At 58.0% G+C, this 24,398-nt stretch carries 27 protein-coding genes and 2 pseudogenes; 14 read left to right on the top strand and 15 right to left on the bottom strand.

Annotation, left to right across the window (positions count from 1 at the left end; genetic code table 11):
* Positions 1 to 11 precede the first annotated feature (11 nt).
* A complete protein-coding gene (locus tag F568_RS0118200; protein WP_019020197.1) occupies positions 12 to 1,172 on the top strand; it encodes a cytochrome P450 in 1,161 nt (386 codons plus the stop codon).
* Between the two features lie 62 nt (positions 1,173 to 1,234).
* Here F568_RS0118200 and F568_RS0118195 read toward each other — a convergent pair whose 3' ends face one another.
* The 3 genes from F568_RS0118195 to F568_RS0118185 all read right to left on the bottom strand — a co-directional run bounded on the left by F568_RS0118195 (position 1,235) and on the right by F568_RS0118185 (position 3,731).
* Positions 1,235 to 2,143 carry a U32 family peptidase gene (locus tag F568_RS0118195; RefSeq protein ID WP_019020196.1) on the bottom strand — a complete coding sequence of 303 codons (909 nt, stop codon included), beginning with the start codon at positions 2,141 to 2,143 and terminating at the stop codon, positions 1,235 to 1,237.
* Positions 2,144 to 2,163: 20 nt separating this feature from the next.
* Positions 2,164 to 3,159, bottom strand: a complete 996-nt coding sequence (ubiU, locus tag F568_RS0118190; protein ID WP_019020195.1) for a ubiquinone anaerobic biosynthesis protein UbiU — start codon at positions 3,157 to 3,159, stop codon at positions 2,164 to 2,166.
* Between the two features lie 80 nt (positions 3,160 to 3,239).
* Positions 3,240 to 3,731: a DUF4142 domain-containing protein gene (locus F568_RS0118185; protein WP_019020194.1), complete on the bottom strand. Its 492-nt coding sequence runs from the start codon at positions 3,729 to 3,731 to the stop codon at positions 3,240 to 3,242.
* Positions 3,732 to 3,848: 117 nt separating this feature from the next.
* Between F568_RS0118185 and napE the strand changes: the two genes are divergently transcribed.
* The 9 genes and pseudogenes from napE (at position 3,849) to F568_RS23240 (ending at position 9,811) form a co-directional block, all read left to right on the top strand.
* Complete coding sequence (gene napE / locus F568_RS0118180) at positions 3,849 to 4,034, top strand: periplasmic nitrate reductase, NapE protein (protein ID WP_019020193.1); 186 nt, start codon at positions 3,849 to 3,851, stop codon at positions 4,032 to 4,034.
* Between the two features lie 14 nt (positions 4,035 to 4,048).
* Positions 4,049 to 4,537 carry a ferredoxin-type protein NapF gene (gene napF / locus F568_RS0118175; protein WP_019020192.1) on the top strand — a complete coding sequence of 163 codons (489 nt, stop codon included), beginning with the start codon at positions 4,049 to 4,051 and terminating at the stop codon, positions 4,535 to 4,537.
* Positions 4,538 to 4,560: 23 nt separating this feature from the next.
* The gene (locus F568_RS25305; protein ID WP_019020191.1) at positions 4,561 to 4,875 is read left to right on the top strand and encodes a chaperone NapD; all 315 of its coding nucleotides are present in this window, start codon (positions 4,561 to 4,563) and stop codon (positions 4,873 to 4,875) included.
* Positions 4,812 to 5,249: an NnrS family protein gene (locus F568_RS0118165; protein WP_169338683.1), complete on the top strand. Its 438-nt coding sequence runs from the start codon at positions 4,812 to 4,814 to the stop codon at positions 5,247 to 5,249. The genes F568_RS25305 and F568_RS0118165 overlap by 64 nt, the downstream gene beginning before the upstream one ends.
* Before the next feature lie 177 nt (positions 5,250 to 5,426).
* On the top strand, positions 5,427 to 6,626 hold the full coding sequence (locus F568_RS0118160) for an NnrS family protein (protein WP_019020189.1): 1,200 nt from the start codon (positions 5,427 to 5,429) through the stop codon (positions 6,624 to 6,626).
* A 166-nt stretch (positions 6,627 to 6,792) separates the two neighbouring features.
* Complete coding sequence (hmpA, locus tag F568_RS0118155) at positions 6,793 to 7,977, top strand: NO-inducible flavohemoprotein (protein ID WP_019020188.1); 1,185 nt, start codon at positions 6,793 to 6,795, stop codon at positions 7,975 to 7,977.
* A gap of 260 nt (positions 7,978 to 8,237) precedes the next feature.
* Entirely contained in the window at positions 8,238 to 8,480 is a 243-nt protein-coding gene (locus F568_RS26235; RefSeq protein WP_019020187.1) for an OsmC family protein, read from the top strand.
* 128 nt (positions 8,481 to 8,608) lie between these two features.
* The gene (locus F568_RS0118145) at positions 8,609 to 8,923 is read left to right on the top strand and encodes a DMT family transporter (protein ID WP_019020186.1); all 315 of its coding nucleotides are present in this window, start codon (positions 8,609 to 8,611) and stop codon (positions 8,921 to 8,923) included.
* 180 nt (positions 8,924 to 9,103) lie between these two features.
* Positions 9,104 to 9,811 (top strand): annotated as a pseudogene (locus F568_RS23240) (succinate dehydrogenase iron-sulfur subunit).
* Between the two features lie 369 nt (positions 9,812 to 10,180).
* On the opposite strand, the gene F568_RS23235 reads toward F568_RS23240, so the two are convergent.
* Genes F568_RS23235 through hemN form a run of 3 tightly spaced genes read right to left on the bottom strand, consistent with a single transcriptional unit; the run spans position 10,181 to position 12,480 of the window.
* Positions 10,181 to 10,588, bottom strand: coding sequence for a YbaN family protein (locus tag F568_RS23235; protein ID WP_019020183.1), 408 nt, complete (start codon positions 10,586 to 10,588; stop codon positions 10,181 to 10,183).
* Positions 10,589 to 10,613: 25 nt separating this feature from the next.
* Entirely contained in the window at positions 10,614 to 11,087 is a 474-nt protein-coding gene (locus tag F568_RS0118125; RefSeq protein WP_019020182.1) for a membrane protein, read from the bottom strand.
* Between the two features lie 4 nt (positions 11,088 to 11,091).
* Positions 11,092 to 12,480, bottom strand: coding sequence for an oxygen-independent coproporphyrinogen III oxidase (gene hemN / locus F568_RS0118120; RefSeq protein WP_019020181.1), 1,389 nt, complete (start codon positions 12,478 to 12,480; stop codon positions 11,092 to 11,094).
* A 314-nt stretch (positions 12,481 to 12,794) separates the two neighbouring features.
* Here hemN and F568_RS0118115 point away from each other — a divergent pair, with 314 nt between their 5' ends.
* From F568_RS0118115 to F568_RS24010, 3 genes are all read left to right on the top strand, one after another.
* Positions 12,795 to 13,109, top strand: coding sequence for a c-type cytochrome (locus F568_RS0118115; protein WP_019020180.1), 315 nt, complete (start codon positions 12,795 to 12,797; stop codon positions 13,107 to 13,109).
* Positions 13,110 to 13,425: 316 nt separating this feature from the next.
* A complete protein-coding gene (locus F568_RS23230; protein ID WP_229804350.1) occupies positions 13,426 to 14,544 on the top strand; it encodes an FMN-binding protein in 1,119 nt (372 codons plus the stop codon).
* 285 nt (positions 14,545 to 14,829) lie between these two features.
* Positions 14,830 to 15,969: a tyrosine-type recombinase/integrase gene (locus tag F568_RS24010; protein ID WP_019020179.1), complete on the top strand. Its 1,140-nt coding sequence runs from the start codon at positions 14,830 to 14,832 to the stop codon at positions 15,967 to 15,969.
* A gap of 88 nt (positions 15,970 to 16,057) precedes the next feature.
* Here the strand turns inward: F568_RS24010 and F568_RS0118100 are convergent, their stop codons facing one another.
* The 3 genes from F568_RS0118100 to F568_RS0118090 all read right to left on the bottom strand — a co-directional run bounded on the left by F568_RS0118100 (position 16,058) and on the right by F568_RS0118090 (position 17,413).
* Positions 16,058 to 16,297 carry a hypothetical protein gene (locus F568_RS0118100; RefSeq protein WP_156817489.1) on the bottom strand — a complete coding sequence of 80 codons (240 nt, stop codon included), beginning with the start codon at positions 16,295 to 16,297 and terminating at the stop codon, positions 16,058 to 16,060.
* A 310-nt stretch (positions 16,298 to 16,607) separates the two neighbouring features.
* Positions 16,608 to 16,835, bottom strand: coding sequence for a hypothetical protein (locus F568_RS25445; protein WP_211213453.1), 228 nt, complete (start codon positions 16,833 to 16,835; stop codon positions 16,608 to 16,610).
* Between the two features lie 155 nt (positions 16,836 to 16,990).
* Positions 16,991 to 17,413, bottom strand: coding sequence for a MarR family winged helix-turn-helix transcriptional regulator (locus F568_RS0118090; protein ID WP_019020177.1), 423 nt, complete (start codon positions 17,411 to 17,413; stop codon positions 16,991 to 16,993).
* Between the two features lie 316 nt (positions 17,414 to 17,729).
* On the opposite strand from F568_RS0118090, the gene F568_RS0118085 reads away from it, so the two are divergent.
* Positions 17,730 to 18,422 (top strand): extracellular solute-binding protein, encoded by a 693-nt coding sequence (locus F568_RS0118085; RefSeq protein WP_019020176.1) that lies wholly within the window; start codon positions 17,730 to 17,732, stop codon positions 18,420 to 18,422.
* 298 nt (positions 18,423 to 18,720) lie between these two features.
* On the opposite strand, the pseudogene F568_RS23215 reads toward F568_RS0118085, so the two are convergent.
* From F568_RS23215 to F568_RS23210, 6 genes and pseudogenes are all read right to left on the bottom strand, one after another.
* Positions 18,721 to 19,885 (bottom strand): annotated as a pseudogene (locus F568_RS23215) (IS3 family transposase).
* A 251-nt stretch (positions 19,886 to 20,136) separates the two neighbouring features.
* Positions 20,137 to 21,351 carry a sensor histidine kinase gene (locus F568_RS0118075; protein WP_229804351.1) on the bottom strand — a complete coding sequence of 405 codons (1,215 nt, stop codon included), beginning with the start codon at positions 21,349 to 21,351 and terminating at the stop codon, positions 20,137 to 20,139.
* 85 nt (positions 21,352 to 21,436) lie between these two features.
* Positions 21,437 to 22,102 carry a response regulator transcription factor gene (locus F568_RS0118070; protein WP_019020172.1) on the bottom strand — a complete coding sequence of 222 codons (666 nt, stop codon included), beginning with the start codon at positions 22,100 to 22,102 and terminating at the stop codon, positions 21,437 to 21,439.
* A 24-nt stretch (positions 22,103 to 22,126) separates the two neighbouring features.
* Positions 22,127 to 22,966 (bottom strand): c-type cytochrome, encoded by an 840-nt coding sequence (locus tag F568_RS0118065; RefSeq protein WP_019020171.1) that lies wholly within the window; start codon positions 22,964 to 22,966, stop codon positions 22,127 to 22,129.
* A gap of 27 nt (positions 22,967 to 22,993) precedes the next feature.
* Entirely contained in the window at positions 22,994 to 23,764 is a 771-nt protein-coding gene (locus F568_RS0118060; protein ID WP_019020170.1) for a copper resistance protein B, read from the bottom strand.
* A gap of 12 nt (positions 23,765 to 23,776) precedes the next feature.
* A partial coding sequence (locus tag F568_RS23210; RefSeq protein WP_040476591.1) for a multicopper oxidase domain-containing protein occupies positions 23,777 to 24,398 on the bottom strand: 622 nt, incomplete at its 5' end.

Below are 24,398 nucleotides of genomic sequence, written 5' to 3'. Positions count from 1 at the left end.
AAGGAGACCTCATGAGTAAGCACTGCCCCCATCAGGACTGGGATCCGCGAGCCGACACCGTACTCGACGACCAGCTGGCTGCCTACGATGCGATGCGTCAGCGTTGCCCGGTCGCCTTCAGCGATTACCTGCAGTGGTCCCTGTTTCGTCACGAGGACGTGAAGCGCGTACTGGAGGACCACGCCACGTTCAGCAACGCCGCCAGCCGTCATCTCTCTATCCCCAACGCCATGGACCCGCCGGAGCACACCCGTTTCCGACGCCTGATAGAGCCCTACTTCGCGCCGGGGCCCATGCGCGATTTCGAGCCGCTGTGCCGCGAGATTGCTGTGGAGCTGATCGATAGCCTACCAGCTGAGGGTGAGCTTGAGGTCATGACCGCGCTCGGTCATCCGTTCGCGCTTCGTGTGCAGTGCGCCTTCATGGGCTGGCCGGACGCGCTGCACGTACCTATGCAGGCCTGGGTGGAGCGCCAGCAGGCGGCGACCCTGGCCGGTGATCGCGAGGCGCTGGGTCGACTGGCACTGGAATTCGACGGGGTGATCCGCAGTCTGCTGGCGGAGCGGCGCCTGGCCGGAGCGCTGGCCCCTGATGACGTTACCACCCGGCTGATGAACGAGCGTGTCGACGGGCGAGCGCTGACCGACGAGGAGGTGGTCAGCATTATCCGTAACTGGACGGTGGGCGAGCTGGGCACCATCTCGGCCTGCGTGGGCATCCTGCTGCGCTACCTGGCCGAGCATGGCGAGGTGCAGGCCCGGTTGCGTCGCGAGCCCGAACTGTTGCCCGCCGCCATCGACGAGATCCTGCGTATTGATGCCCCGCTGATGTCCAACCGGCGCGTCACTACCTGTCCGGTGGAGATCGGTGGACGGCGTACCGAGGCCGGGCAACGCCTGACCCTGCTGTGGGGCTCGGCCAACCGCGACGAGGCGGCATTCGGCGATCCGGATGAGTTCCGGCTCGATCGCGATCCCAGCCTCAACCTGCTCTACGGTGCGGGCGTTCACGTCTGCCCTGGGGCACCCCTGGCGCGCATGGAACTACAACTGTTCACGCAGGCGCTACTCAAGCATACCCGTCAACTCGCTAGCGTTGTGGAGAAGCCGGCCACACGGGCACGCTTTCCGGCCGGTGGCTACTCACAGGTTCGGCTGCGCGTCACGCTCTGAGCTCTCCGTGGCTCGGCCATCTTCGACCCGCCCTGTCCTGTCTTTTCCAAAATGCACATCTTCTAGCCGAGGCGGCCCGCCTCGGCCTGGACCGCGTCCATGCCCGGCCGGCCGTACCAATAGCCAGCGCATGTCTCGGCGTCCACCAGCACCAGCGGGTCGCGCGCAGGCAGTTCGCCGCGGCGGGCCTTATCGAAGGCGTTGACGACCTCGGCCATGTCCTCGGCGCGTGGGCTCAAGCGTGCCACGGCTACGCCGAGGCGCCTCATGTCGTCGATCTCGTGGCGCAAATCGTAGCAGGCGCCGGACAGGGTCTGGATGCCGTTGAGAGTAAATACCTCACGCGATTCCTGCGAGCGCAGCGGCAACCCTTCGGGATATTGCTGGCAGACGAACTGGCAGCGGTCCTTGGGCAGGTCGTGGTGGCGCGCGGTGAAGCAGCGTGCCGACCAGGCCAGGGGCAGGTGGCCATAGGCAAAGACCTCGCAGGGGGCGTCGAGACTGCGGGCCTGGAGCTCATCCAGTAGCGTGGCCAAGGCATCGCGAGCCAACTCCACCGGCATGCACCAGCGTGTGAGCCCGCGCCGTGTCAGCGTGTCCAGTGAGGCGAGGTTATAGAGATTCAGTGCCGGACCTGCGACGAAGGGCAGACCGGCCTCAGTCACGCGTTGCAGGGCGCTGTGATCGTTGGCCTCGATGGTGAACTCACCGTTAGCACATAGCTTGCGCAGGCCTCGCAGGTCGGCCTCGGACTCGATCAGGGTCTGGCTGGAGAGCACGACCTGCTTGCCGGCTTCTTGCAGCTCACGGCCGATACCCAGCCAGTCGTCGAGTTTCATGTCGCGGCGCCGTGAGCAGACGGTTTCGCCGAGATAGACGATGTCCAGCGGCCAATCAGCGGCCTCGCGGTAGAATACGGCATAACGTTCGCGTGCCCAGTAGAACTGTACCGGGCCCAGGGAGAGTTGCATGGTGGTTCCTCGTCGTAAGGTCACTTCCAGCGACGCTCGTAGGCGCCTAATGTGGTGGTGGTGCCTTCGGACAGGGCACCGAGCTGGGCCTGCCAGGCGGGCGTCGGCGCAAAGCGCTCTCGGTCACGCGTCAGGGAATCGAGCGCCTGGCGCCACACCGCGGCGACTTGGGCGACATAGGCAGGGCTGCGTTGGCGACCTTCGATCTTTACCGCACTGATGCCGAGCTCGGCCAACTCGGGCAGCAGGTCCAGCGTGTTGAGGCTGGTCGGCTCCTCGATGGCATGGTAGGTCGAACCCGCAACCTCGAAGCGCCCTTTGCACAACGTCGGGTAGCCGGCGCGCTCGCCCTCGGCATACCGGTCGATCAATACGCCGTTGAGGCGCGATTCCAGCCCTGTGTCGGTCTGCTCCCAGCGCACATGCGCCGCCGGCGAGCAGACGCCGCGGGTGTTGGGCGAACCTCCGGTGAGATAGGACGACAGATAGCAGCGCCCCTCGGCCATGATGCACAGGCTGCCGAAGGCGAATACCTCGAGTTCCACCGGGCTGTGGCGGGCCACATCGCGAACCTGATTGAGCGAGAGTACACGGGGCAGCACGGCGCGGCGGATGCCGAACTCGCGCTGATAGAAGCGTAGCGCCTCGTAGCTGGTCGCCGAGCCTTGAACCGAGAGATGCCGGGGCAGGTCGGGATAGCGACTCGCGGCATAGCCGAGCAGGCCCATGTCGGCGAGGATCAACGCATCGACGCCCAGCTCGGCGGCTTGATCCACAGCCGACGACCACTGCGCCCAGCCGCCGGGCTGCGGGTAGGTGTTGATCGCACAGAACACCCGGCAGTCGCGACGATGAGCATACTCGATACCCTCCGCGGCGCGCCCTTCACTGAAGTTGAGCCCTGCGAAGCCGCGAGCGTTGGTGTTATTGCGGAAGCCGAAGTAGACGGCATCCGCCCCTTCGTCGACGGCGCGCTTGAGCGCCGGCAAGTTGCCTGCGGGACAGACGAGTTCCATAAGGGTCTCCGAAGGTGGACGACCCGATATTAAGCAAGTGTCTGCCCCAAGCCGTTGATATCGATCATGGAAATGACGCTCTAGCGCTCTACCTGGATCAGCGCCAGGTGTTTTCGCATGGCCTCGTGGGTCACCTTGATGAGGTTGGTATAGCTGAAAAGTTCACTTTCTTCAGGGAGGTTTTGCTCGAGCAGTTCCAGCGCATGCTCATGAAGCTGGGTCTGGTAGCGCAGGAAAGCGGTGTCGAATTTTTCTCCGTCGAGCCCCTTGAGCTGTTGGTAGGTATCGCTGCCGGGAAGACTGACTGCAGAGGCATCGCCTGGACCGCCTTCGGCAGCCTGAGCCAGCCAATCGGCAAGAATGATATGGTCCTGCTGTAGGGCCTCGGCCAGGTCGCTTACCCCGGCACGGTCGGCACGCTGTTCGGCCAGTTCAGCGATCTCAGCCTGGCGTTGGTGCAATGCGTTCAGCGTTGCCAGCAATTCTTCTGGCGTCATGTCAGGGGCTGCAATCGCCGGGCCGAAAGAGGCCCCCAGCAACACTGCAATACCTGCAAACTGATGACATTTCATAAGCATCCTCACCCTTGATCCATATCAATCCGTTTATGATTAGTTATTTACTGAGTTTGCCTCCCCAAAAGTTACTTCCTGCGGTAGTACATGAGTAGCGTTTCGTTGGGTGGGGCTATGGAAAAAGCAGTCGACGATAAAAAACGAAAGAAACGCGAATTGGCCGTGTTCGTTTTCCTCGCCGGGATTCTGTTCCCGATTCTCTCCGTGATTGTGGTGGCCGGTTATGGCTTTCTGGTCTGGATATACCAGATATTCGCCGGCCCACCAGGCCCACCAGGCCCACCAGGGCCACCGGGCTAGCGAGGCAGCCCTTCATGTCAATGCCAGTGGACCAGTCCCGGCGTGCCTTGCTGTTGGGCCGCCCCGGGTCAGGGGGCGTACTGCGCCCGCCCTGGGCCGAGCGCGAGCCCCACTTCCTGGATCGCTGCACGCAGTGCGGCGACTGCCTGAGTGCCTGTGAGACCGGCACCCTGATCAAGGGCGGCGGCGGTTACCCGGAGGTCGACTTCAGTCGCGGCGAGTGCACGTTCTGCACTGCCTGTGTCCAGGCCTGCGACGCTGGTGCGTTCAGCGATCCCGAGCAGGACGCGCCGTGGTCTTACGTGGCCACGATCAGTCAGGCCTGCCTCGGCATGACAGGCATCTATTGCCGCAGTTGTGGTGAAAGCTGCGAGGTGGGGGCAATCCGTTTTTCCTTCAATCAATACCGTGTTCCCGAACCGACGGTGGAGGTCGATGCCTGTACCGGGTGTGGTGCCTGTGTCGAGGGGTGCCCTGCCCAGGCGGTGAAGGTGGGGCCGTGACATGGTGAAACAGGAAAGATGACATGGACGAAAAAGTACATATATCCAGCTTGGTGGTGCAGCTGCAGCCCGAGCGGCTGGAAGAGATATGCGCTTGGTGCAACGTCCTGGACAAGGCCGAGGTGCACGCCACGGACCCGAAAGGCGTGCTGATCCTGGTTCTGGAAGCCTCGGGGCAGCGGGAGATCATGGGCGTCATCGACCGGATTCGGGAAGTGCCCGGGGTATTGGCGGTGAGGCTGCTGGCCTCGCTACGGCTGCTGCGCTGGCAATTGTGGCATTGCACTGGGCGGCCCGACCTGCTCTGTCTCGGCGCGGGCTGGCGGCCGGCCTGGTGAGCAACGGTATTGCTCAGGGGTACCAGCAAGTGACGCCGGCGTTGATCCATATCATTACCTTAGGGACACTGGGCACGCTGACGGGCGCCATCATGCTGCGGCTTGCCAACCAGTCCGCGAATCGGAGCGAAGCCGATCTGGGGCGCAAGAGGGTCATCGTTGCATTCACCCTGCTGATCGCCGTGGCAACCGTATTGCGGCTCATGGTCCCTTCGTTCGGTGAAGGATACCTGACGCTGCTATGGTGCGCCGCTGCCGCCTGGAGCCTGGCCTGGCTGACGGCCGCAGGGCGATGCAGGCGTGACACGACGGCGGTATCTGGCCGGGCATGCCGCCCGGGAGGCGCATACCTGACCTCGATCAAGACTGCGTGATTCCCGCTTCGCCATACTGGTCCAGTCCCAACAGGATGACGCTCGTTTGCCATGCCGTGGGGTACACCATGTAACTTCGCTTAGGCGGAAAATCCATGCGCCGGTGCGAGGAGGGGAGATGCAGGCTTGTTGCCTGACACTACTATGCCGACCATTCACTAGAGCGAGGACTTTGACATGAGCGATACGCTCAGCCGCCGGGCAAACGATGTTCCCGTACTATTAGCCTTTCCCTTTCGCCCTTTCTTCTTGCTTACCGCACTCTATGCGGCGGGCCTGGTAGCGGCATGGGTCGCTTTCCTCTTCGCTGGGATGCCCCTGCCGCTAGGTGTGAACCCGGTACAGTGGCATGCCCATGAGCTTCTCTTCGGTATGGTACCCGCAGCCATCGCAGGCTTTCTGCTCACCGCGATGTGCAACTGGACAGGAGCCTCGCCCCTGCGTGGCGGCGGTCTGCTGGCATTGATCCTGCTGTGGGCTGCCGGGCGGGCGGCAATATGGCTGTCGGGCTGGCTACCATTGTGGCTGGTCGAGGCAATCGACCTGGCTTTTCTGCCGCTAATGGCGGCCTATGTCGCACGGGTGCTGCTGCGTCACGGCAACCGCCGCAATCTGGTGCTGGTCGCGCTGCTTGCGCTACTCACCGGGGCCAACCTGCTGATGCATCTAGGGTTCAGTGGAATTTGGCCCACCGGAGGGCGTCTGGGTGAAATACTGGCACTGGATCTGATTGCCGTGATCATGGTCGTGGTCGGCGGTCGAATCACGCCGGCATTCACTGCCAACTGGCTACGCATGAAGGGCAGGGATCCCGCCCAGGTCAGACGCTCGGAGGCGTTGGATCGTGCCGCTTTCTGGAGCACGGTCGTTATGGTTCCAGCCGACCTGACCATGTCCTTACCTGCGTTGGCGAGTGTCATGGCATTGTTCGCTGCACTCATTAACGGATGGCGGCTCTTTGCTTGGCGCGGTTGGAAGGCCTCGGAAGAGCCGCTGCTGTGGATACTTCACTTTGCTCTGGCCTGGATTGTCGTTGCCCTGCTGCTCAAGGCGATGACGCCCTGGTTGGAACTGTCGCCCAGTGTGTGGATGCATGCGATGGGGGCAGGTGCTGGCGGTACCCTGATCCTGGGTGTGATGACCCGCGTGGCCATGGGCCATACTGGGCGGCCAATGCAGCTGCCGCGGTTTGCGATATGGATCTATGTCGCCGTCATCATTGCGGGGCTGGTACGCATAATCGCGGCATTCGTGCCGCAACTGGCATACCCCGCGCTCATCGGTTCGGCATTTGCCTGGGCCGTCGCGTTTCTACTCTTCGTGCTTGTCTACTGGCCAATCCTGAGCCAGCCACGCGCCGACGGGCGTCCCGGCTGAACGAAGCCCCAGGACCCAGAGAGAATCCAAGGCTGCAGCGAGGTGGCTTTATGAACAATGAGCGTATCGGCTTTCCCAAGCCATTAAAAATGTCACCCTTTTTTACCATCGCTAGATAGGCCTGTGCATACCCTATCATTGAATCTACCCATTAATTAGGTGTTCTATGCGCGAACTCAACGAGAATCAGCTTCAGGTCATCAAGGCAACGGCGCCCGTGGTTGCAGAGCATGCCGAAACGATTGCCCAGACGTTTTACCCATTGATGTTCGAGCGCTATCCCGAAGTGCGCTCGATGTTCAACATGCGCCATCAAGAGACCGGTGCCCAGCCGCGCGCGCTGGCCCGGTCGGTCGTCGCCTATGCCCTGAATCGCCACGATCCCGAGGCGCTGGAAGAGATGATGGCACCGATCGTCAACAAGCACGTGGCGATTAATCTGCAGCCTGACAAGTATCCCATTGTCGGCGAGTGCCTGATGGAAGCCATCGGCCGAGTGCTGGGCGATGCAGTTATCCCCGAGATCGCCGACGCCTGGGGCGGCCTGTACTGGGAATTCGCCGATCGGCTGATGGAAGCCGAGGAAGTTTCCTATCAGCGTTTGGAGAAGGCACCGGGAGGCTGGCGTGGTGAGCGCGATTTCGAGCTTGTTGATCGGGTCCAGGAGAGCAGCGAGATCGTCTCGTTCTATTTCAAGCCTAGTGACGGCCAGCCGATATCGAGCTTTCACTCGGGGCAGTACATTGGCATCGCGCTGGATGTCGATGGTCAGCGCACCTTGCGCCAGTACAGCCTGACCTCCAAGCCGGGCGAGGATCATTATCGAATTTCGGTGAAGCGGGAGTCCGAAGGGGCCGCCAGCCGTTTCCTGCATGATCGGTTAAAGGTAGGCGATCATGTCAAGCTGCTGCCGCCGGTGGGCGAATTGATCCTCGATGACCGCGATGCGCCGGTGTTTCTGGTCAGTGGCGGGGTGGGACAGACGCCCATGTTGTCATTGGCCGAGCAGGCTCTGGCCGAAGGACGTCGGGTCGTCTACCTGCACGGTGCCCGCCATCACGAGGTGCATGCGTTCCGCGAGCATATCGAGTCGCTGGTCGCGCAGCATGGCGATGCCTTGACCTATCGCTTCTTCTACAGTGAGCCGATCTCCGAGGAGACGCAGCAGTACAAGGGCCTGATTAACCGCGATCTGCTCACCGAGTACCTGCCCCACAACCAGACCCCGAGCTGTTACTTTATCGGCCCGCTACCGTTCATGCAGGCCATGGACCAGGCGTTGGACGCTCTCGGCGTGCCCGAGGAACACCGGCACTATGAGCACTTCGGGCCGAGTGCCGCGCTGCGGTGAATTCGGCGGGGTGGGGCAGAGTCGTATCCAGCCTGGGGTGGCCAGCCAGAGCCACCTCGGGCACAGTTCGGGATCGCTGGTATAAGGAAATGACATGGGAATAAGCGTTACCACAGAGCGTAATGGAACACTACGCCAACAAGTACAGGTAGACAGCTTCGAGTCGTTCGTGACGGATGCTCCGCTTGAGTTCGGTGGTGAAGCTTCGGCACCCGATGCGCATGATCACTTCGATTTGTCACTGGGTGTCTGCAAGGCAGATGACTGCGATCATTTATGCACGGCGCAAGGAACTTCCCCTGCAGGGCGTGACGGCACATGTGCTACGTGATGACAGCAAGGAGCGCCAAGGCATCTACCGGCTTGATGTTACGTTGACCTTTCATGGCATCGAGGATGAAGCGTCGGCGAAACGGTTGCATGAGATTACGGACCGTTGTCCAATCCACCGCCTGATGACAGCAAGCCAGGTCGAGATCACATCACATGTCGATCTTGCGTAAGATAGGGAAACACGACATAGGCATTATTAAGACACGAGATGTCATTGCGGTTTATAACCCGGCTCGGAGAGGACGACCTTTCACCTGAAGGGCCTTAGTATCGGGACGACCCAATTATTGGAATGTTTATGTATTGGGGAATTCTCGTCATTGCAGGCCTGCTTGAGGTCGTCTGGGCATACGCCATGAAGGAGTCGCAGGGTTTCACACGGCTTTTGCCGACCTCGATCATGCTCGTCTCGATGATCGCTTCCTTTGGCCTTCTGGCCCTGGCAATGCGCCACCTGCCTCTAGGTACGTCATACATGGTTTGGACTGGCATCGGCGCAATCGGTGCATTCATCGTAGGTGTCTGGCTACTGGGAGAATCGCTCTCTCCAATGCGTGTGATGGCTGCTCTGCTAATTATTGCCGGTATCGTGACGATGAAAGCGGCTCATTAGTAGCCGCCGTCCCCTGCTGATCGGGGCCATACAGCGCATCATGGCGCCCAGGCGGGAATAGTGTTCCCGGTAGCTTGTTCGCTAGCCGATACGACTTGCATGCTGGCTTAGTTAGCCGCAGCCAGGAGAATTATGCTGCTCCGTAGTACCCCAATCCGCCCACGACCCACGAGGAAGGCCATGCTTACCATCCAGCTGTACCGCTACCACCCCGAACATGATGATGCACCCTACATGGAAATCTTCGAGATCGGGGATGAGTTCCGTCAGAGGATGGTGCTTGAGGTTTTGGAAACCCTGAAGATTTCGAACCCCGATTTGGCCTACCGACGCTCCTGCCGCGAAGGCGTGTGCGGTTCGGACGGGATGAACATTAATGGCAAGAACGGGTTGGCCTGCATTACCTCGGTGGCCGAAGCACTGGGCAAGGGAAATACGCTGATGCTCAGGCCACTGCCCGGCATGCCGGTCATTCGCGACCTGGTCGTCGATCAGGCCCTGTTCTTCAAGCAGTTCGAGAAAGTCCGGCCTTATCTGATCAATGACAGCACGCCGTCGGCGATAGAGTGCCTGCAGAGCCCCGAAGACCGTGACAGGCTCGATGGCCTGTACGAATGCATCCTATGCGCCTGCTGTTCTTCGCAGTGCCCTTCCTGGTGGTGGAACCCGGAAAAATTCATCGGGCCGGCGGGGCTGCTTCAGGACTATCGCTTCCTGAACGACAGCCGCGATACCACAACGAGGGAGCGATTGGCTGAGCTCTAAGACCCCTTTAGTGTCTTCCGCTGCCGTCAGATTGGCAATTGCATGTGGGTCTGCCGCAAGGGATTGAATCCTATGAAGGCCATCGGCCGTATCCGGGAAATGCTGTTGAAGGAAAGCGTCTAAGTAGATCTATTTTGTCGTATCGTCGCGTTTCTTGAAACATGGATTATACCCATCGAGGTAATATTCACCCGGCTTTGGTCGGGCTTTTATTACCCTGAATAAAAAGGTAGGGTGATTTTAGGCGCTTGAGATTGGCATAGTTAATGCATAGATAATGCGTATCAAGACACTAGAGTAAGGGGGCAGATTAGGGATTTATCTGCCTACTATATCAGGAGGCAATCATGACTATCCCCGCTCTCAAGCAGTTGAAGGACGATCACCGGAACTACGATGGCCTTCTTTGCATTCTCGATCGACAGCTTGCGCCTCGCTGCGCTGAGTACGGCGTAATGTAAACGGCCACCGTGTCGTGTCATTCCGAGGCGGTCAGGGAGTGCTATCCTCTCTGGCCGTCTCGGGCGCCGCATCGGGCCTGGTGAGAAGAAAGGCCGCCACGCTAAGAAAGAGGATGCCGGTAATTACCGGAACCAGAGGGCTATCGGTAGTCAGCCACAGGATCAGCCAACTGCTCAGTAATAGCAGGCAGGCCAGCCACTTGGCGTGCCGGGGTACGGCGCGCTGTTCATGCCAGGCGCGCAAGGGCGGGCCAAAGTATGGGTGGTTATGCAACCAAGCGTCCAGGCGTGCCGAGCCTTTAGGCGCTGCCCAGGCGGCGACCAGCAGGAAGGGAGTGGTAGGCAGCAGAGGAAGGGCGATGCCGGCGGCGCCGAGCCCGACGCAGCTATAGGCCAGGCAGAGGTAGGCCAGGCGGCGTGGCGAAGCAGTCGAAGTCATGGGTACCTCCTTGCCTGCTATCTCGTTAAATCCAGAACCAGCCGTGGCTGCCCGCGACACCTCCTGCCACCGTAATCAGGCTGATGGCGAGCAGGAACCAGTGTAGCCCCTGAACGAGTCGAAATGTGGATTGCGGGGCCCGCTTGCTGCGCGCATTGAACCAGCGATGCAGAAATAGCGGCTCGAACACGAACAGCATCAGCGTGAAGATCAGCCACACCGCAATCATCGCGTGAATCCACCAGAATTCAGTCATCGCCAGGCGCTGCCAGCCAAGCACATGCATCATATAGAAGCCGCTGAGCCCTGCCAGCAGCGTGGTGAACCGCGACTGCCAGGCGAAGCGCGACTCGACCTTCTCGAAAAATTCCACGCGCTCCGCCTCGCTTTTGAAGCGCTTGACCGCCGGCAGCAGCACGGTAGTCACTATGGCCACCCCGCCGATCCACAGCACGATGGACAGAACGTGCACGACCCGGGCCAGAAAGAAGTGTTCCATGGCGTCACACGGTCCGCGAGAACATGCCGCTCTGGCCCTCGCCGAGGTAGGCATCGAAGGCCATGGCCACGCTGCGCATCATCAGTTGGCCCTGGGGCAGCAGCGTCACCGTGCCGTTCTCGACCGTTACCAGACCGTCGGCGACATGGCCGGCAAGCTGGTCCAGCGACTCGGCGAAATAGCTGGCGAAATTGATACCGTAGCGGCGCTCGAAGTGGGCCATGTCGATGCGGCCCTGGCACATCAGGGCCATGATCACCTCGCGGCGCAGGCGGTCATCGTCACTGAGCTGGTAACCGCGCTTGACCGGCAGGCGACCGGCATCGAGACGCGCATAGTACTGGGAAAGCTCCTTGACGTTCTGGCTGTAGCTGTCGGCCACCTTGCCGATGGCCGACACGCCAAGACCGATCAGGTCGCAATCGGCGTGCGTGGAATAACCTTGAAAATTGCGCTGCAGCGTACCGTTCTCGCGAGCCAGGGCCAGCTCGTCGTCGGGCAGGGCGAAGTGGTCCATGCCGATATACACATAGCCGGCTGCAGTCAGGCGCTGGATGGTCAGCTCGAGCAATTCCAGCTTGCGCTCTGGCGGCGGCATGTGCTCGGGGCGGATCAAACGCTGTGACTTGAACAGGCTGGGCAGGTGGGCATAGCTGTAGGCGGCGATACGATCCGGGCGAATATCGATAAACTTGGCCAGAGTGGCATCGAAGCTCTCCACGGTCTGCAGCGGCAGGCCATAGATCAGGTCGACGCTGACCGAGTCGAAACCGGCGTCGCGGGCCGCCTCGACCAGGCCCCGCACCTGGGACTCGCTCTGGATACGGTTGACGGCGGCCTGGACATCCGGATCGAAATCCTGCACCCCGAAGCTCAACCGATTGAAGCCCAGCCGGCGCAGGTCATGGATGCGATTGGGCGTCACCGTGCGTGGATCGACCTCCACGGAAAACTCATGTGCGCTGCGAGTATCGAAGCGGAACGCCTGACGCAAGGCCTCCATCAACTCGGCAAGCTGCTCGTTGGTGAAGTAGGTCGGCGTGCCACCGCCCAGGTGAAGCTGGGTCAGCCGGCGGTTGGCATCGAACAGCTCGGCCTGCATTGCGATTTCGCGCTTGAGATAGTCGAGGTACTCGACGGCCTTCTCGGTCTTCTGGGTGATGATCTTGTTGCAGGCGCAGTAGTAGCACAGGCTCTTGCAGAATGGGATGTGGACGTAGACCGACAGCGGCTTGGGCAACGGATCGCCGTTGCTGGTTTCCGTGGCCTGCCGGTAATCATCCATGGCAAAGGCCTCGTGGAACTGCGGCGCGGTCGGGTAGGAGGTGTAACGTGGCCCCGGGAAGTCGTATTTTCCGACCAGGGCGCGATCGAAGGCCTGCGCTTGGCTCATGGTGCTGTCATCCAAGGGGAGTGATGAGCGCACTATACGAGTCCTCGTCAGCATAAAAGTTGCGTTCGATCATTATCGAGGCGATCTAATCGGCCCGGGCTGCCGTCTCGTCGATAGGCTCAGCGGAGCCCGGCGGCTTTTTGGAAAACTCCTTGATTACGATCAAGCCGAGTGACGGCACACTTGATTAGCCTAGTTTGTATAAGTCATTCCGTGCGGTAATGACCGGGCTGGCTAAGCTCACTGGTGTACCGGCACATGAATGACATGGCAGAGTTGCGAGGTCCGCCTCAGCAGCCTTAGAGGAGATACCCATGAAAAAACTCCTGATTCCCCTGTTGGCCCTGGGTGACACCTTGGCTGCGTCGTCTGCCCTGGCCATCGATGGCGAAACGCTCTACAAGACCAAGGTGTGCGCCGCCTGTCATGCCATCGACACCAAGATGGTTGGGCCGGCCTACACCGACGTCGCCGAAAAGTATGCTGGCCAGGACGATGCCGTCGCCACGCAGATGGATAGCATCATGAATGGCAGCCAGGGCAAGTGGGGCCCGATTCCGATGTCGCCCAACGCCGTGACCGAAGAAGAAGCCAAGATCCTGGCTGAGTGGATCCTGCAACAGGAGTAGCCGCCCGTGGCAACGTCTGCGATGGTGAGGCCAAGTTAACCGATGCCATCGCAGGCATTTCTGCCTGATACCCTTTCCTGTTTATCGAGCACTGGCGTACAAACGTCAGCGTAATTGCTTTTATTTTTTCTGCGTTAATCCCTTATATTTTTCATGGTTATTTCGCTGGGGTTTTAAAAAACCCCGGCGTTTTTCCGGATACGATTGAATTAACTAATTCTGTCCGACCGGTCAAAAGAATGATTTCAATCAAGTGATGGCGTTCGGCCTCTCGTCACCATTCAGGAACACATCGTAGCCTGAGTCGAGGCCGACCATGGAAGCTAGACCACCCGCAAGGGGCCACCTTTTCCGCTACCGCCAGGTCGGCATGCTACTGCTTGCCATCATCGTTCTGTTCTTCCTCCAGCCGGTCGAGGCCAGGGAGGAGTACGGCGATGTCGAGCAGCAGCGTATCGAGACTGCCTTTCCCCAAGCCGACGAGGTTTCCGAGCCGGAAGGCGACTATTTCGTAAGAACCATTTCCTTGGCAGGGGGGATATTGGGCTACGCCTTTCAGAGCTTGGATGTGGTGGATATTCCTGCCTACTCAGGCAAGCCGGTCAATATTCAGGTTCTCATGGATGCCGCCGGTGTCATTCAGGATGCCTACGTCCTCGAGCACCACGAGCCGATTCTTCTTATCGGTATTCCCGAAGAAAGGCTGCACGAATTTACCGCCAAGTATCAAGGCATCAGCGCCGATCAGCTTGTCGTCGTCGGGCGCTCTTCCGACCCCGACGCGGTGACGGTGGATGCTGTGACCGGCGCCACGGTCACGGTAATGGTCGTCAACGAGATCATCATGCGTTCGGCTCATGATGTCGCCGTCGCGCTGGGCCTGGTCGAGGCAAGTGCCGGCGCGGTACAGAAGCCGGCCGTTGTCCGCGAAGACGTGTTCGAGCCGGCCAGTTGGAGCGAACTCACCGGCAACGGCGCGATCCGTCGACTGCACCTGACCCACGGCGACGTTGACGAGGCCTTCAAGGGCACCGAGGCCGAAGGGCTCGACGAGGCTACCCCTGAAGAGGCCGGTAAAAACTTCATCGACCTGTACGTTGCCCATCTCAATCCGCCGACCATTAGTCGTAATCTGTTGGGCGAGAATCAGTATCGCTTCCTGATGGAGGAGCTCGAGGCCGGCGAGCATGCTGTCGCCGTGCTGGGCCGCGGCGAGTACTCCTTTAAGGTTCCGGCTATGTGCATGGCGGGATCTTCGATCGGGTACAGCTGCGTCAATTCGGCGACATCATCAGCTTCCGCGATAGGGATTACGAGCGGCTGGCTGACGTGTACGCCGAAGGAATGCCCGAATTCCCCGAAATGGCAATCTTCATCATCCGTGAGCACCACAGGTTTCTGGGGAGAGGGTCATAAGCGTTCCGAGGTATTCTAAATTTGATATAATGGTCGTTATAATTAGTTTTGGTGATATCAGTCGATAGGGCGTTCGTATCGGTTAACTCAGCCTCGGCTTCCTTTGGCTGACTCGGTATGACTCGACCAGGTCATGGTCGGACCACGCCTGCAAAATGGCGGCTGTACGCAAAAAGTTGGGATGCCTAGTACGTGCGATTCGTCAGATTTTAAATTCGACGGCTCGAAATCCGGTGAAAATAAGCCTTCAGGCCAGAAGCCATGCGGGTTTCAGCATGAATGACTATAAAATAAGTGAGGCCTAATGACGTCCGAAACCTCCTATCCGCAGCCCATTTCCAGCCTGGATGGCGCTTATCTGCCCGCCGGCGGTGTTGTCGACGCCCCGCTGCAGCCCTTTCCCGTTGACTTCGATCGTGCCCCCGTACGGATTTCGCCGTCACCACTGCCCCGATCGCGAAACCCAGGGTACCGCCACCTTCGCTCCCAGGAGTCGTCTGTTTCTGCCGTGAGCAAACGCAGTCAGATGAACAAGCTGGCGCTGCTGCTCGGCGCCCCCAACCCCTCAAAGCTTGAGGTGGATGGCGACGCCCGCAAACTTCATCCCAACCAGCTCTTCCCCTATGACTTCGTGCACTGGGAAGATCTCAGCTCCGACGTCGTCGACGAGCTCCTCGCCCACCTGCGTGACCTCGGGCTCTCTGGTGCAACACGCAACGCCTACCGCGCCCTATTACGCGGCGTGGCTAAGGAAGCCTGGAAGCTACAGCTAATGAGCCACGAAACCTTTGAACTGATCAAAAGCGTATCGTCGATCCGCTACAAAAAACTGCCGGGTGGCAAGGCCCATCCCGAGCGAGTGATCCGTGCCCTGCTTGACGTCTGTGATGCCAGGGATGATGCCCGATCCCACCGGGATGGGTTATTGATTGCCTTGATGGCCACCACCGGCCCCCGGCGTGCGGAAGTGTCGGGGATCCAAATGGCGGACATCGATTTCCACACCCGCGAGATCAAGATCACTGGTAAGGGAAACAAGGACCGCATCATTCAGGTGCCCGGATCGGTTTGGGAAAGATTAATGGTATATATCGAACGGTTCCGGGGTGATAAGCCAGGCGCCCTGTTCACGCCGATCTGGAACAAGCGTAAGGCTCCTGACGTCGTGGCCAAGGGCTTGTCGACGGCTAGCATCAACAGTCGCATCGATGTCATCCGTAAGCAGGCCGAGGGACTGACCGGTATCACGATCGCCCCGCACGACCTGCGCCGTACGTTCGCCACCGACCTGTTCAATGCCGGCATGGCCCTACGCGAGCTGCAGATCCTACTGGGGCACGCTTCGATGTCGACTACCGAAACCTATGTCTTCGATGAAAGCAGCGAATACCGGGCGAAGGCGGCCACCATTAATGCGGATCGATTCGCTGCGAGAAAAAGTTAATGATATGTTCTACTAAAAGTGTAGATCCCGACTGGCGCCTCTACGCTTTCAGTAGCAATACATCACGACTGAGGATCCTTTTGGATTGTTACTCTTCCTCTTCTGAGAGCTTATACGCAATTCCTCCAATGGTTGCTACAAACAACCACTGAATTAGTAAGGTAGGTATATTAATCGCTGCGCCCCTGCTGGGAGGATCAAAAATAAAGCCATAGCCTTTATTCACTACTGCGCCGCCTTGTAAATGGAAGGAAAATGGAGGAAAGATGATCATCAGCACAAAGATGATTCCCGCCACGGTTGCTATTTGCTTTTGTTTCTCGTTCATCATGATTCGCCTATTCCATCCCCTACTGAACATCTTTGTTTTTATGCCTGAACTCAAGCAAAACCATCATAGCCACCCGGATAATGGTTAGGTGCATCCCTAATACTACGGTTTCATTTATCTAGAAAATCGGACACCAGCTCCCACCCCTCTCGATAGCTCTCTAGGCCTGATATCCCCTTCATATTCACCTTTCCCCAGTCAATGCTTCTTGGGGCAGCCTGTATCACATCTACTGGAAACACGTAAAATTCGGGTGCCAATACCTCCTTTTTCCCATCTTTCGAGCCTCGGTTGAGCAAGACGGCTACTACAAAATCACAATCAAAACAATTGATAAGAAAGCCGCTGGCCCCTGTCCTCCATCGGCTTTAACCTGGATACGGGCTGAGGTATTGTTTTCCGGATGGGTTGCAACGAGGTCGTACCCCGGCATATTGGTGTAGGTCTTGTAGGAAGGAATTCTATGAAGCAGCAACTGCCCAAGGACGAGAAACTCTGCTCCTTCTGCTTTCAGGTGTGTCTTCAGTCGCGCCATTTATCACTCTCTTGGTTTCACGCTTAACTTTTAACGATTGGCGTCATGGCGCAACTGTGCCTAATGCTTTGCTATCGCGTCCAATCCCTTCAGAAGCAACCGAATGTCAGGCAAAGAGTCGTGCTGAGTTAGGTTCCGCATAGCTGAGCCGCGGGTTATGCAATCATTTGCCGCAGGCAGTCGACGATGTTGCGATTCTCCGGCTGTCTTGCAGCCTCATCCAACGCGACATCCAGAAAGCCCTCATAATCTTTTCCTGCTTCCTCCTGGATCTGTTTTCCACGTCCCGTAATAACGGTATACACGCCACGCTTATCGTTCGGGCATACATCGCGAATCGTATAGTTATTGCGCTCCATGCGCTCGACCAGGCGAGTCACGGAACTCTGATTTAGCCCCAACTGGCTGGCAAGTACCTGCATGCGCAACTCTGAGTCCGGCGCCGTAGAGAGTAAGTACAAGGCTCGATATTCAGTGAGACCGAGCCCATGCTCGCGTTGGAGGGCTTTGGCTACCTGGCTTTCAACCGCCTCGAAAACATTCCTCACCTGTTGCCACATTACCGATTTGGGGGTCATTTCTGGTTTCATCCTAAGCAATCAAGGTATTTGTTACCTTACTAGCACTATTGCTTGTACATGCACATATTATTTAAAGTCTGACCTTTACGCCAGAGCAATGCCTCATTACTTGTAAGACATTCACTACATTTTCGCTTGAACGCTGCGCTTCCCATTTCGCCCCTCCTTGCACCACTTCTGTGTGAATCCTAAAAATTCCAGAAATTCAGTTGTTACCCAACGCGCTGTGCGTCGAATTTGTCCTGCAAGAAAGGTGACACCAAATATTCATGCAAGAACATATTCGTCAGCCTCCTCATGGATGGGTAACCCGATGAAACTGCCTTTACTGCTCACTTCGCTTGAAGACAGCGCCATCGGCGCCATCGATGCCGCGCTGGCCGCCCAGGCGGCGGGGCTTCTGCACATCGAAGATGTCGGCAATCTCAGCGTGGCCGAGATCGACACCCTCATCAGCTGCCTGATCAGCCTCAAGCGCCAGCAGCATTTTCGTACCTTCTGGAGCAATCAGGACCAAGCCTCGTCGGATATGATGCGCGGACGGGTCGGTATCGAAAGCTTGTGGTCGCCGGCCATGACCGTTCTCAAACAGCATCAGATCAAGGTGCGCATGGCCTCGCCTAAGGAAGGCTATCGAGCCTGGTACGGCGGCATGTCGATCTCTCGAGGCGTGCAAGGCCGAACCCTGGATGCCGCCTACGATTACCTCAATTGGTGGTTATCAGGATGGCCCGGGGCCGTCATGGCGCGACAAGGCTATTATATTTCTACCCCAGAGCTGGCCCGTCCCCACCTGTCAGCTTCGGAATGGGACTTTTGGTATGACGGTCAGCCCGCCGCGCAGGACCTACCGGGACCGGCCGGCACGTGTAGCATGATTCGTCGCGGAGAAGTGCGCGACGGAGGAGCTTATCGGACGCGCATGAGCCGCATTGCGGTTTGGAACACAGCAATGGATGAGCACAACTATTTGGTCAGACGCTGGAACGACTTCATATCGGCCTGATCCCCTCTGACAAAAAAGTCTCTGCAACAGCAAATCCCTTCGAGTGAGGCGCCACCATCCAAAGTGCTTTCATAAGCAGCAATATTTGCTTAAACGATCAAGACGATTTATGCAGCATTAAGATGACCGAGGTCACCAGCCTCTGATACCGATACATTCAGGGCAAACATCGAAGGCTGACCGCCAATCATCGGTGAGCGACTACTGGTGGGAAACATCGGGATCAATGCGCCGGAGTTGCGTAGTCGATGCGATACGGCGACAGAGAAGGAACGGGAGAATGAATCCCCCGGGTATTCTAGACACCCGTCAGGCTCTGGAAGTATCGCCGCTCAAACTCAACGGGTGATAGATCATCACTCGTCCCATGTCGGCGCCTTGGGTTGTAAAACATCTCGATATAATCGAACACATCACTCCTGGCAGCTTCCCGGGTCGGATAGATTCGCCGCTTGATCCGTTCACGCTTGAGGAGTTGGAAGAAGCTTTCGGCAACGGCGTTGTCGTGGCAGTTACCACGGCGACTCATGCTACCCACTAGTTGATTGGCCTTCAGAAAGCTCTGCCAGTCGGTGCTGCTGAACTGGCTCCCCTGATCCGAATGCACCATGACAACGCCTTGCGGCTTTCTTCGCCAAACCGCTGCCAGCAAGGCATCCAACGCCAAGTCAGTGGTCATGCGAGGCTTCATCGACCAGCCCACCACCTGCCGAGAGAACAGGTCGATGACCACCGACAGGTAGAGCCAGCCCTCGTAGGTGCGGATGTAGGCGATGTCGGTGACCCATGCAACATTGGGCGATGCCACCTCAAATCGGCGATCCAGATGGTTGGGCGATACCACTGCCGGTGTGCCGCCGTATCAACCAGGGCGGCGCCGGTAACCCGTTTGAGAACGTAGCCCTTCCCGGCGCATCAGGCGGGCCATCCGATGCTTGCCACAAGCTTCGCCAGCCTCCCGCAGGTCCTGATGGATTTTACGATAGCCATACACGCCGCCACTCTCGAGCCAGGCGTGCTTGATCAGTCCCAGCAGGCGCTGGTCATCCCGGGCCCGCTCAGACAGGCCGTTACGGCACCAGGGATAGTGGCCGCTGGGATGCACCGCCATCATGCGGCACAGGTGCCGCACCGGGTATTGGTCCGCATGGTCGTGGATAAACGCGCACCTTAGTCGGGCTCTCTGGCGAAGTTCTGGGCGGCATTCCGACGGTGGCCTTTTTTAGGATATCTCGTTCTTCTGATACACGCTTCAGCTCAGCCTTCAAGCGCCGGTTCTCAGCTTGAAGATCAGCGTTCTGTTGTCGATGTTCCGCAAGCTTAGCGTAGCGCTTTATCCATTGATACGGGCTGTAGCCGGACACTCCCAGCCGGGCGGCAACTTCGGCAATGGGATGGCCTCGCTCCGTCACCTGCTTGACGGCTTCGATCTTGAATTCTTCGGTATATCGTTGACGGCTCATGGAACCTCCTGATGCCTTCAGTATAAGGCCTGGAGGTGTCTACGAAACTAGGGGCGATTCAACCTTCACCCTGTACTGTCTGAGCAGTAGTAGAGTGATGGCCGCCGGAACTGCTCCCGTGGCTATGGTTCGTGTCGGCAGACACGGGCAGCGCGAGGGTAGCAAGAGCCAGAGTGGCAGTCGTCAAAAGCGGGCGAACCAAGCGAATCAATTTAATCGTCTAGCTATATTGAAGCTCTAACTTTTAGCTATTAACAGGGCAATACTATCCGCACTTGAAACCCTCTCCCAGAAGGCGAAGAGAACGTCACCCTGCCTCGATACTGAGCGACGATCTGTTTCAGAATGGCGAGGCCCAACCCGTGCCCGGGAGTGCTTTCATCGAGGCGTTTCCCTCGTTGACCGAGTTCAGAGAGTGCCGATGAGTCTACCCCTTTGCCATCGTCTTCCACATCAATAACTAAATCTTGGTCTTGGTATACGTGACATAGCACGCGTTCGCGGGACCATTTGCCGCCATTATCGAGTACGATGCCAAGCATCTCATTTAGGTCATGGCGCTCGATAGCAATGTTATGGTTTGTTGAGAGAGAAACCTGCAACCCGAAGCGTTTCGTTGGGTACAGTGAGCGCATCATGTCGATAAGCATTTCTGCCTCATCAGTAACGTTGGCACGCTGCCCAGTCACTGGTCCGGCGAAACGGGCCCGCCTCAACTCGGAGGCCAGTTGCGCCTGCATTCCTTCCATACGTTCCAGCATGCGGTGACGACGTTGCTCGTCGATGGGCCGACTACCTCTTAAAACTTGTGTAACGGCTGCGAGCGGCGTTTGTAGCGTATGGGATAAGTTGGCCACGGCTTCTCGCGAGCGGAGCAATCGCTGCTGCAACTCATTCATAAAATGATTGAGCTGGGTAATTAGGCTGTCCAACTCAGACGGTGCGTCGAGACCAAGCCGCTCCCGTTGGCCCGACTGTATCTCAGCAAGTTGCCATTGTAAGAAAGCAAGTGGGCGCAAACTGCGATTGACCGCGATTAAATTTAGCAATATCAGTAGCACTAACAGGGCCCCGGCGATGGCTCCTACCCACCAATGCAGTGCATCAAGCCCAGACTCCACTTGCGCAAAGTCTTCGCCAATCAATAGGACACCTTGCTGGCCCTCTACAGTTAGTGCTTCTCGGTAGATAAGCTGTTTCCGCCCTTGCCATTGGATTTCAAGTACTTCAGCCTTGCTTTCACCTAGATAAGGCGACAGGAGGGGAAGCCTGTCCGGATGAGAAGAAGAGACTTGGTCTCCTACACGCAAAACATAAAGGTGATGGAAAACCTCCGAGGCCAGAGAGTCCGACTCGAGCCACTGGATTGGAGGCCCTCCATGTTGTTGCAAGCGCTCGATAGTATAGTGAGCTTCCTGATGCAACCGATCCGCAAGAAACTCTCGGGCCAGATCACGCAGTAACATGCCATGTAGTAGCCACATCACACCGACAACGACTAGCGCAACCAGTCCCAAGCGGGTTAGCAGGTGAAACCGCAAGCTTCGCGAGTCAATGCGAGGGAAGAACATAGCCTTGCCCTCGCCGCGTTTGGATGCAGTTCTTACCTAACAGCCGCCGCAGCCGGCCGATGTAAACCTCGACCAAGTTCGGCGCGGCAGCATCTTGGTTGAGTGTATAAAGCTGGTTAAGCAAGTTCTCCTTCGAGTGCACCCGGTCCGGATGGCACATTAGATAACGCAGCAGGCAGTACTCGGTTGCAGTAAGGGTGTGCCAAGAGCCATCGACACCACAGGCTCGCTTGGCTACTTCATCGAGAATAATCCCGTTCACTCGCAGTTCCGCTTCCACTGCCCCCGAGCTTCGTCTTAGCAGAGCATGAAGCCTGGCGAGCAGCTCAGCCTCATGGTACGGCTTGGTGAGATAGTCATCCGCACCTCGTCGCAAGCCTGCCACTTTATCTTCCCAGCTATCACGGGCGGTCAAGGCGAGCACAGGCAACCGGTGGCCACCGCGCCGCCAGCCTTCAAGCATTTCGAGGCCAGATCCATCGGGTAGTCCCAGATCAAGGATCACTAGACTGTAATCCTCCCGGGCCATGAGTTTTTCAGCCTCACGAACCAGCGCCGTGACATCTACCCGGTACCCTTCATCTTCCAAGACCTCGGCCAAGCTGTCTGCCAGCAGGTCGTCATCCTCTACGAGCAACAAGCGCATGACATGCCTCGCTAGCCCAACCTGTTAATGGGTATGGCCATCTGCGTAGTGGTCATCCGGCTCAGCTTCTTCCTCTGCAGAAGCAGGCGACGTGGTATCGGATGCCTTATCTTGGCTATCCGGCGCCGTTACCTTCTCCTCGCCTCCCATATCCCCATGGTCGTGAGCGTAGCCATCGCCTTGCTGATCACTCGTTTTTGACGGTGCGCCCATCATCCCGCTCATGTTTCCATGCTCATGGTCATGGCCATCATCCTCCCCATGATGATCATCTGAGGGGGTATTGGACGATGAACCCATCATTGCGTTCATATCACCATGCTCGTGATCATGCCCATCATCAGCCTGCCCGCTTGTAGAGGACCCTGCCGGTTGTACCAACTCACGGTATTCTTGCTCGGAGAGCCCAGGTAAACGCTGAAGAAACGCGACCATCTCCCAGAGTTCCTGATCTTCGTGGGTTTTACCCCAAGCCGGCATACCGGTCATCTTGATGCCGTGCTTGATGATCCAGAACTGTTCTTCCGGTCCCCAGTGGTCTTGCTTCGTCAAGTTGGGTGGCATCGGGTTGAGTCCTGCCCGTAGTACCGTGTCCTCCAAACCAGGCTTAAGATGACAGGCGGCACACAACGAGTCATAGGCACTTGCGCCCTGTTTAATCAGACTGCTGTCGTTCAGGTCAGGAGCTGTTATGTCATCAGCAGACGCCTTGACCGAGTTATGCATTGTGGTATGCATTACCCACTTTCCTAACGCCGTATGCTCATCACTTGCAGCAACGTTGTAGGCTCCGCTATAGACAATCGCAACACCGCCAGCAGCCAGCGCAACCAGCGTCAAGACTGCCCCATAAACTATTCGCATCTTATCCTCCTTAATATCGTCCGAGGGTTAGTACCACATCCTTACCCCAGCAACGACACCGGAGCCTTCGACTTCTCCGAACTCCTCTCGAGTCATGTCGGCTGTGTCGCCATATTGTTTTTCCCAGTACGCCCCCACGTAGGGGGCGAACTTGCGCGTGATCTCGTAACGCAGACGCAAACCGACACGGGTAGAGTTCAAACCCTCGCCAACGCCAAATTTTTCGACATCGCTGGCTGCCACTTCGATTTCAGCTCTCGGCTGCAGGATGGCGCGCTGTGTCAACCGGACTTCATACTCAGCTTCCAGGCTGGCCGACACATCCCCTTCATCGCTGACCCTCAGCGAGGTATCAACCTCAAAGCGGTAGGGCATCGTGCCAAGAAGGCTGATTACCGCAAAAGTGCGTTCAGGGTGGTCGTTGGACGCGATCACTCCCTGATAGCCTATGCCGCCCTGCAACTCCCAGTAGTCGGCGACCAGATGGCTATAAAGCAAGTCTAGCGACTCGAACTCACCATCCTCTCCATCGCCCTGGGTGTTCTCGCCTTCACCCTTGATATACACGCGCTGAAAATCACCGCCGTACCAACCTTGAAAGTCCCAGACGACGCCTTCTTCGTTTTCGTCTGTCCAGGCATACTCCAGGCGATCTACGAGAAATGTGCCGAAGTTATGCTGTTCCATCGGCAAGCCCCATCCTGGCGGAGCGTCATAACCCTCATCGGCATGCACCAAGGTAGCCGAGGTAAACGTAAGGAAGCCCAGCCCCGCCAATAATTGAGCAGTAAAACGCATAGTCCGCACTCCTTAAGCGACCTTGACGACCCGGAACATGCCGGCATCCATGTGATAGAGCAGGTGGCAGTGGAAGGCCCAACTTCCCGGTGCATCGGCACTGACCAAAGCGGAGACCCGCTCCCCGGGCTTGGCGTTCAGCGTGTGCTTCCGCGGGATCAACTCGCCGGCGCCGTTTTCCAGCTCCATCCACATGCCATGTAGGTGAATGGGATGCTCCATCATGGTGTTATTAACGAAGATCAACCGCAGGCGCTCGCCGTGTTCAAAGTGAATCGGGCCATTGACCTCACTGAACTTCTTACCGTCGAACGACCATATGTAACGCTCCATGTTGCCAGTCAGCTGTAGTTCCAGCTCGCGTCCAGGCGGGCGACGATCCGGCCAAGGCGTATATGCCTTGAGATCGCTATAAACCAGTACGCGTCTCTCGCTGGGGTCAATGCCGATACCCGGCTGGTCATAACGTGAGCCTGGCTGTGCCGTGCCCGCCGGTAGTAGTCCAGTAGTACGGCTCTCTGGGGTGGGCTCCTTCTTACCGGGGTAGTCCATGCCCTGCATGTTGGAGTGATCCATGCCCTGCATGCTGGAGTGATCCATGCCCTGCATGCCGGAGTGATCCATGCCCTGCATG

The sequence above is a fragment of the Modicisalibacter luteus DSM 23508 genome (genome assembly GCF_000378505.1).
Lineage (GTDB): Bacteria > Pseudomonadota > Gammaproteobacteria > Pseudomonadales > Halomonadaceae > Modicisalibacter > Modicisalibacter luteus.
The sequence above is the reverse complement of the archived record's forward strand: the minus strand, read 5'-3'. Positions and strand labels throughout refer to the sequence as shown.

What these genes read in the sequence shown, in the direction of transcription:
- ubiU (WP_019020195.1), bottom strand. Translation starts at nt 3,159, where the DNA reads ATGGAACTCGTCTGTCCCGCAGGCAACTTGCCGGCGCTCAAGCGCGCC.
- hmpA (WP_019020188.1), top strand. Translation starts at nt 6,793, where the DNA reads ATGCGCGAACTCAACGAGAATCAGCTTCAGGTCATCAAGGCAACGGCG.
- F568_RS0118115 (WP_019020180.1), top strand. Translation starts at nt 12,795, where the DNA reads ATGAAAAAACTCCTGATTCCCCTGTTGGCCCTGGGTGACACCTTGGCT.
- F568_RS0118085 (WP_019020176.1), top strand. Translation starts at nt 17,730, where the DNA reads ATGAAACTGCCTTTACTGCTCACTTCGCTTGAAGACAGCGCCATCGGC.
- F568_RS0118160 (WP_019020189.1), top strand. Translation starts at nt 5,427, where the DNA reads ATGAGCGATACGCTCAGCCGCCGGGCAAACGATGTTCCCGTACTATTA.
- F568_RS0118125 (WP_019020182.1), bottom strand. Translation starts at nt 11,087, where the DNA reads ATGGAACACTTCTTTCTGGCCCGGGTCGTGCACGTTCTGTCCATCGTG.
- F568_RS23235 (WP_019020183.1), bottom strand. Translation starts at nt 10,588, where the DNA reads ATGACTTCGACTGCTTCGCCACGCCGCCTGGCCTACCTCTGCCTGGCC.
- F568_RS0118070 (WP_019020172.1), bottom strand. Translation starts at nt 22,102, where the DNA reads ATGCGCTTGTTGCTCGTAGAGGATGACGACCTGCTGGCAGACAGCTTG.
- F568_RS25445 (WP_211213453.1), bottom strand. Translation starts at nt 16,835, where the DNA reads ATGGCGCGACTGAAGACACACCTGAAAGCAGAAGGAGCAGAGTTTCTC.
- F568_RS25305 (WP_019020191.1), top strand. Translation starts at nt 4,561, where the DNA reads ATGGACGAAAAAGTACATATATCCAGCTTGGTGGTGCAGCTGCAGCCC.
- F568_RS23230 (WP_229804350.1), top strand. Translation starts at nt 13,426, where the DNA reads ATGGAAGCTAGACCACCCGCAAGGGGCCACCTTTTCCGCTACCGCCAG.
- F568_RS0118200 (WP_019020197.1), top strand. Translation starts at nt 12, where the DNA reads ATGAGTAAGCACTGCCCCCATCAGGACTGGGATCCGCGAGCCGACACC.
- F568_RS0118185 (WP_019020194.1), bottom strand. Translation starts at nt 3,731, where the DNA reads ATGAAATGTCATCAGTTTGCAGGTATTGCAGTGTTGCTGGGGGCCTCT.
- F568_RS0118065 (WP_019020171.1), bottom strand. Translation starts at nt 22,966, where the DNA reads ATGCGAATAGTTTATGGGGCAGTCTTGACGCTGGTTGCGCTGGCTGCT.
- hemN (WP_019020181.1), bottom strand. Translation starts at nt 12,480, where the DNA reads ATGAGCCAAGCGCAGGCCTTCGATCGCGCCCTGGTCGGAAAATACGAC.
- F568_RS0118090 (WP_019020177.1), bottom strand. Translation starts at nt 17,413, where the DNA reads ATGACCCCCAAATCGGTAATGTGGCAACAGGTGAGGAATGTTTTCGAG.
- F568_RS0118195 (WP_019020196.1), bottom strand. Translation starts at nt 2,143, where the DNA reads ATGCAACTCTCCCTGGGCCCGGTACAGTTCTACTGGGCACGCGAACGT.
- F568_RS0118100 (WP_156817489.1), bottom strand. Translation starts at nt 16,297, where the DNA reads ATGAACGAGAAACAAAAGCAAATAGCAACCGTGGCGGGAATCATCTTT.
- napE (WP_019020193.1), top strand. Translation starts at nt 3,849, where the DNA reads ATGGAAAAAGCAGTCGACGATAAAAAACGAAAGAAACGCGAATTGGCC.
- F568_RS24010 (WP_019020179.1), top strand. Translation starts at nt 14,830, where the DNA reads ATGACGTCCGAAACCTCCTATCCGCAGCCCATTTCCAGCCTGGATGGC.
- F568_RS0118060 (WP_019020170.1), bottom strand. Translation starts at nt 23,764, where the DNA reads ATGCGTTTTACTGCTCAATTATTGGCGGGGCTGGGCTTCCTTACGTTT.
- napF (WP_019020192.1), top strand. Translation starts at nt 4,049, where the DNA reads ATGTCAATGCCAGTGGACCAGTCCCGGCGTGCCTTGCTGTTGGGCCGC.
- F568_RS0118075 (WP_229804351.1), bottom strand. Translation starts at nt 21,351, where the DNA reads ATGTTACTGCGTGATCTGGCCCGAGAGTTTCTTGCGGATCGGTTGCAT.
- F568_RS0118145 (WP_019020186.1), top strand. Translation starts at nt 8,609, where the DNA reads ATGTATTGGGGAATTCTCGTCATTGCAGGCCTGCTTGAGGTCGTCTGG.
- F568_RS26235 (WP_019020187.1), top strand. Translation starts at nt 8,238, where the DNA reads ATGACTGCGATCATTTATGCACGGCGCAAGGAACTTCCCCTGCAGGGC.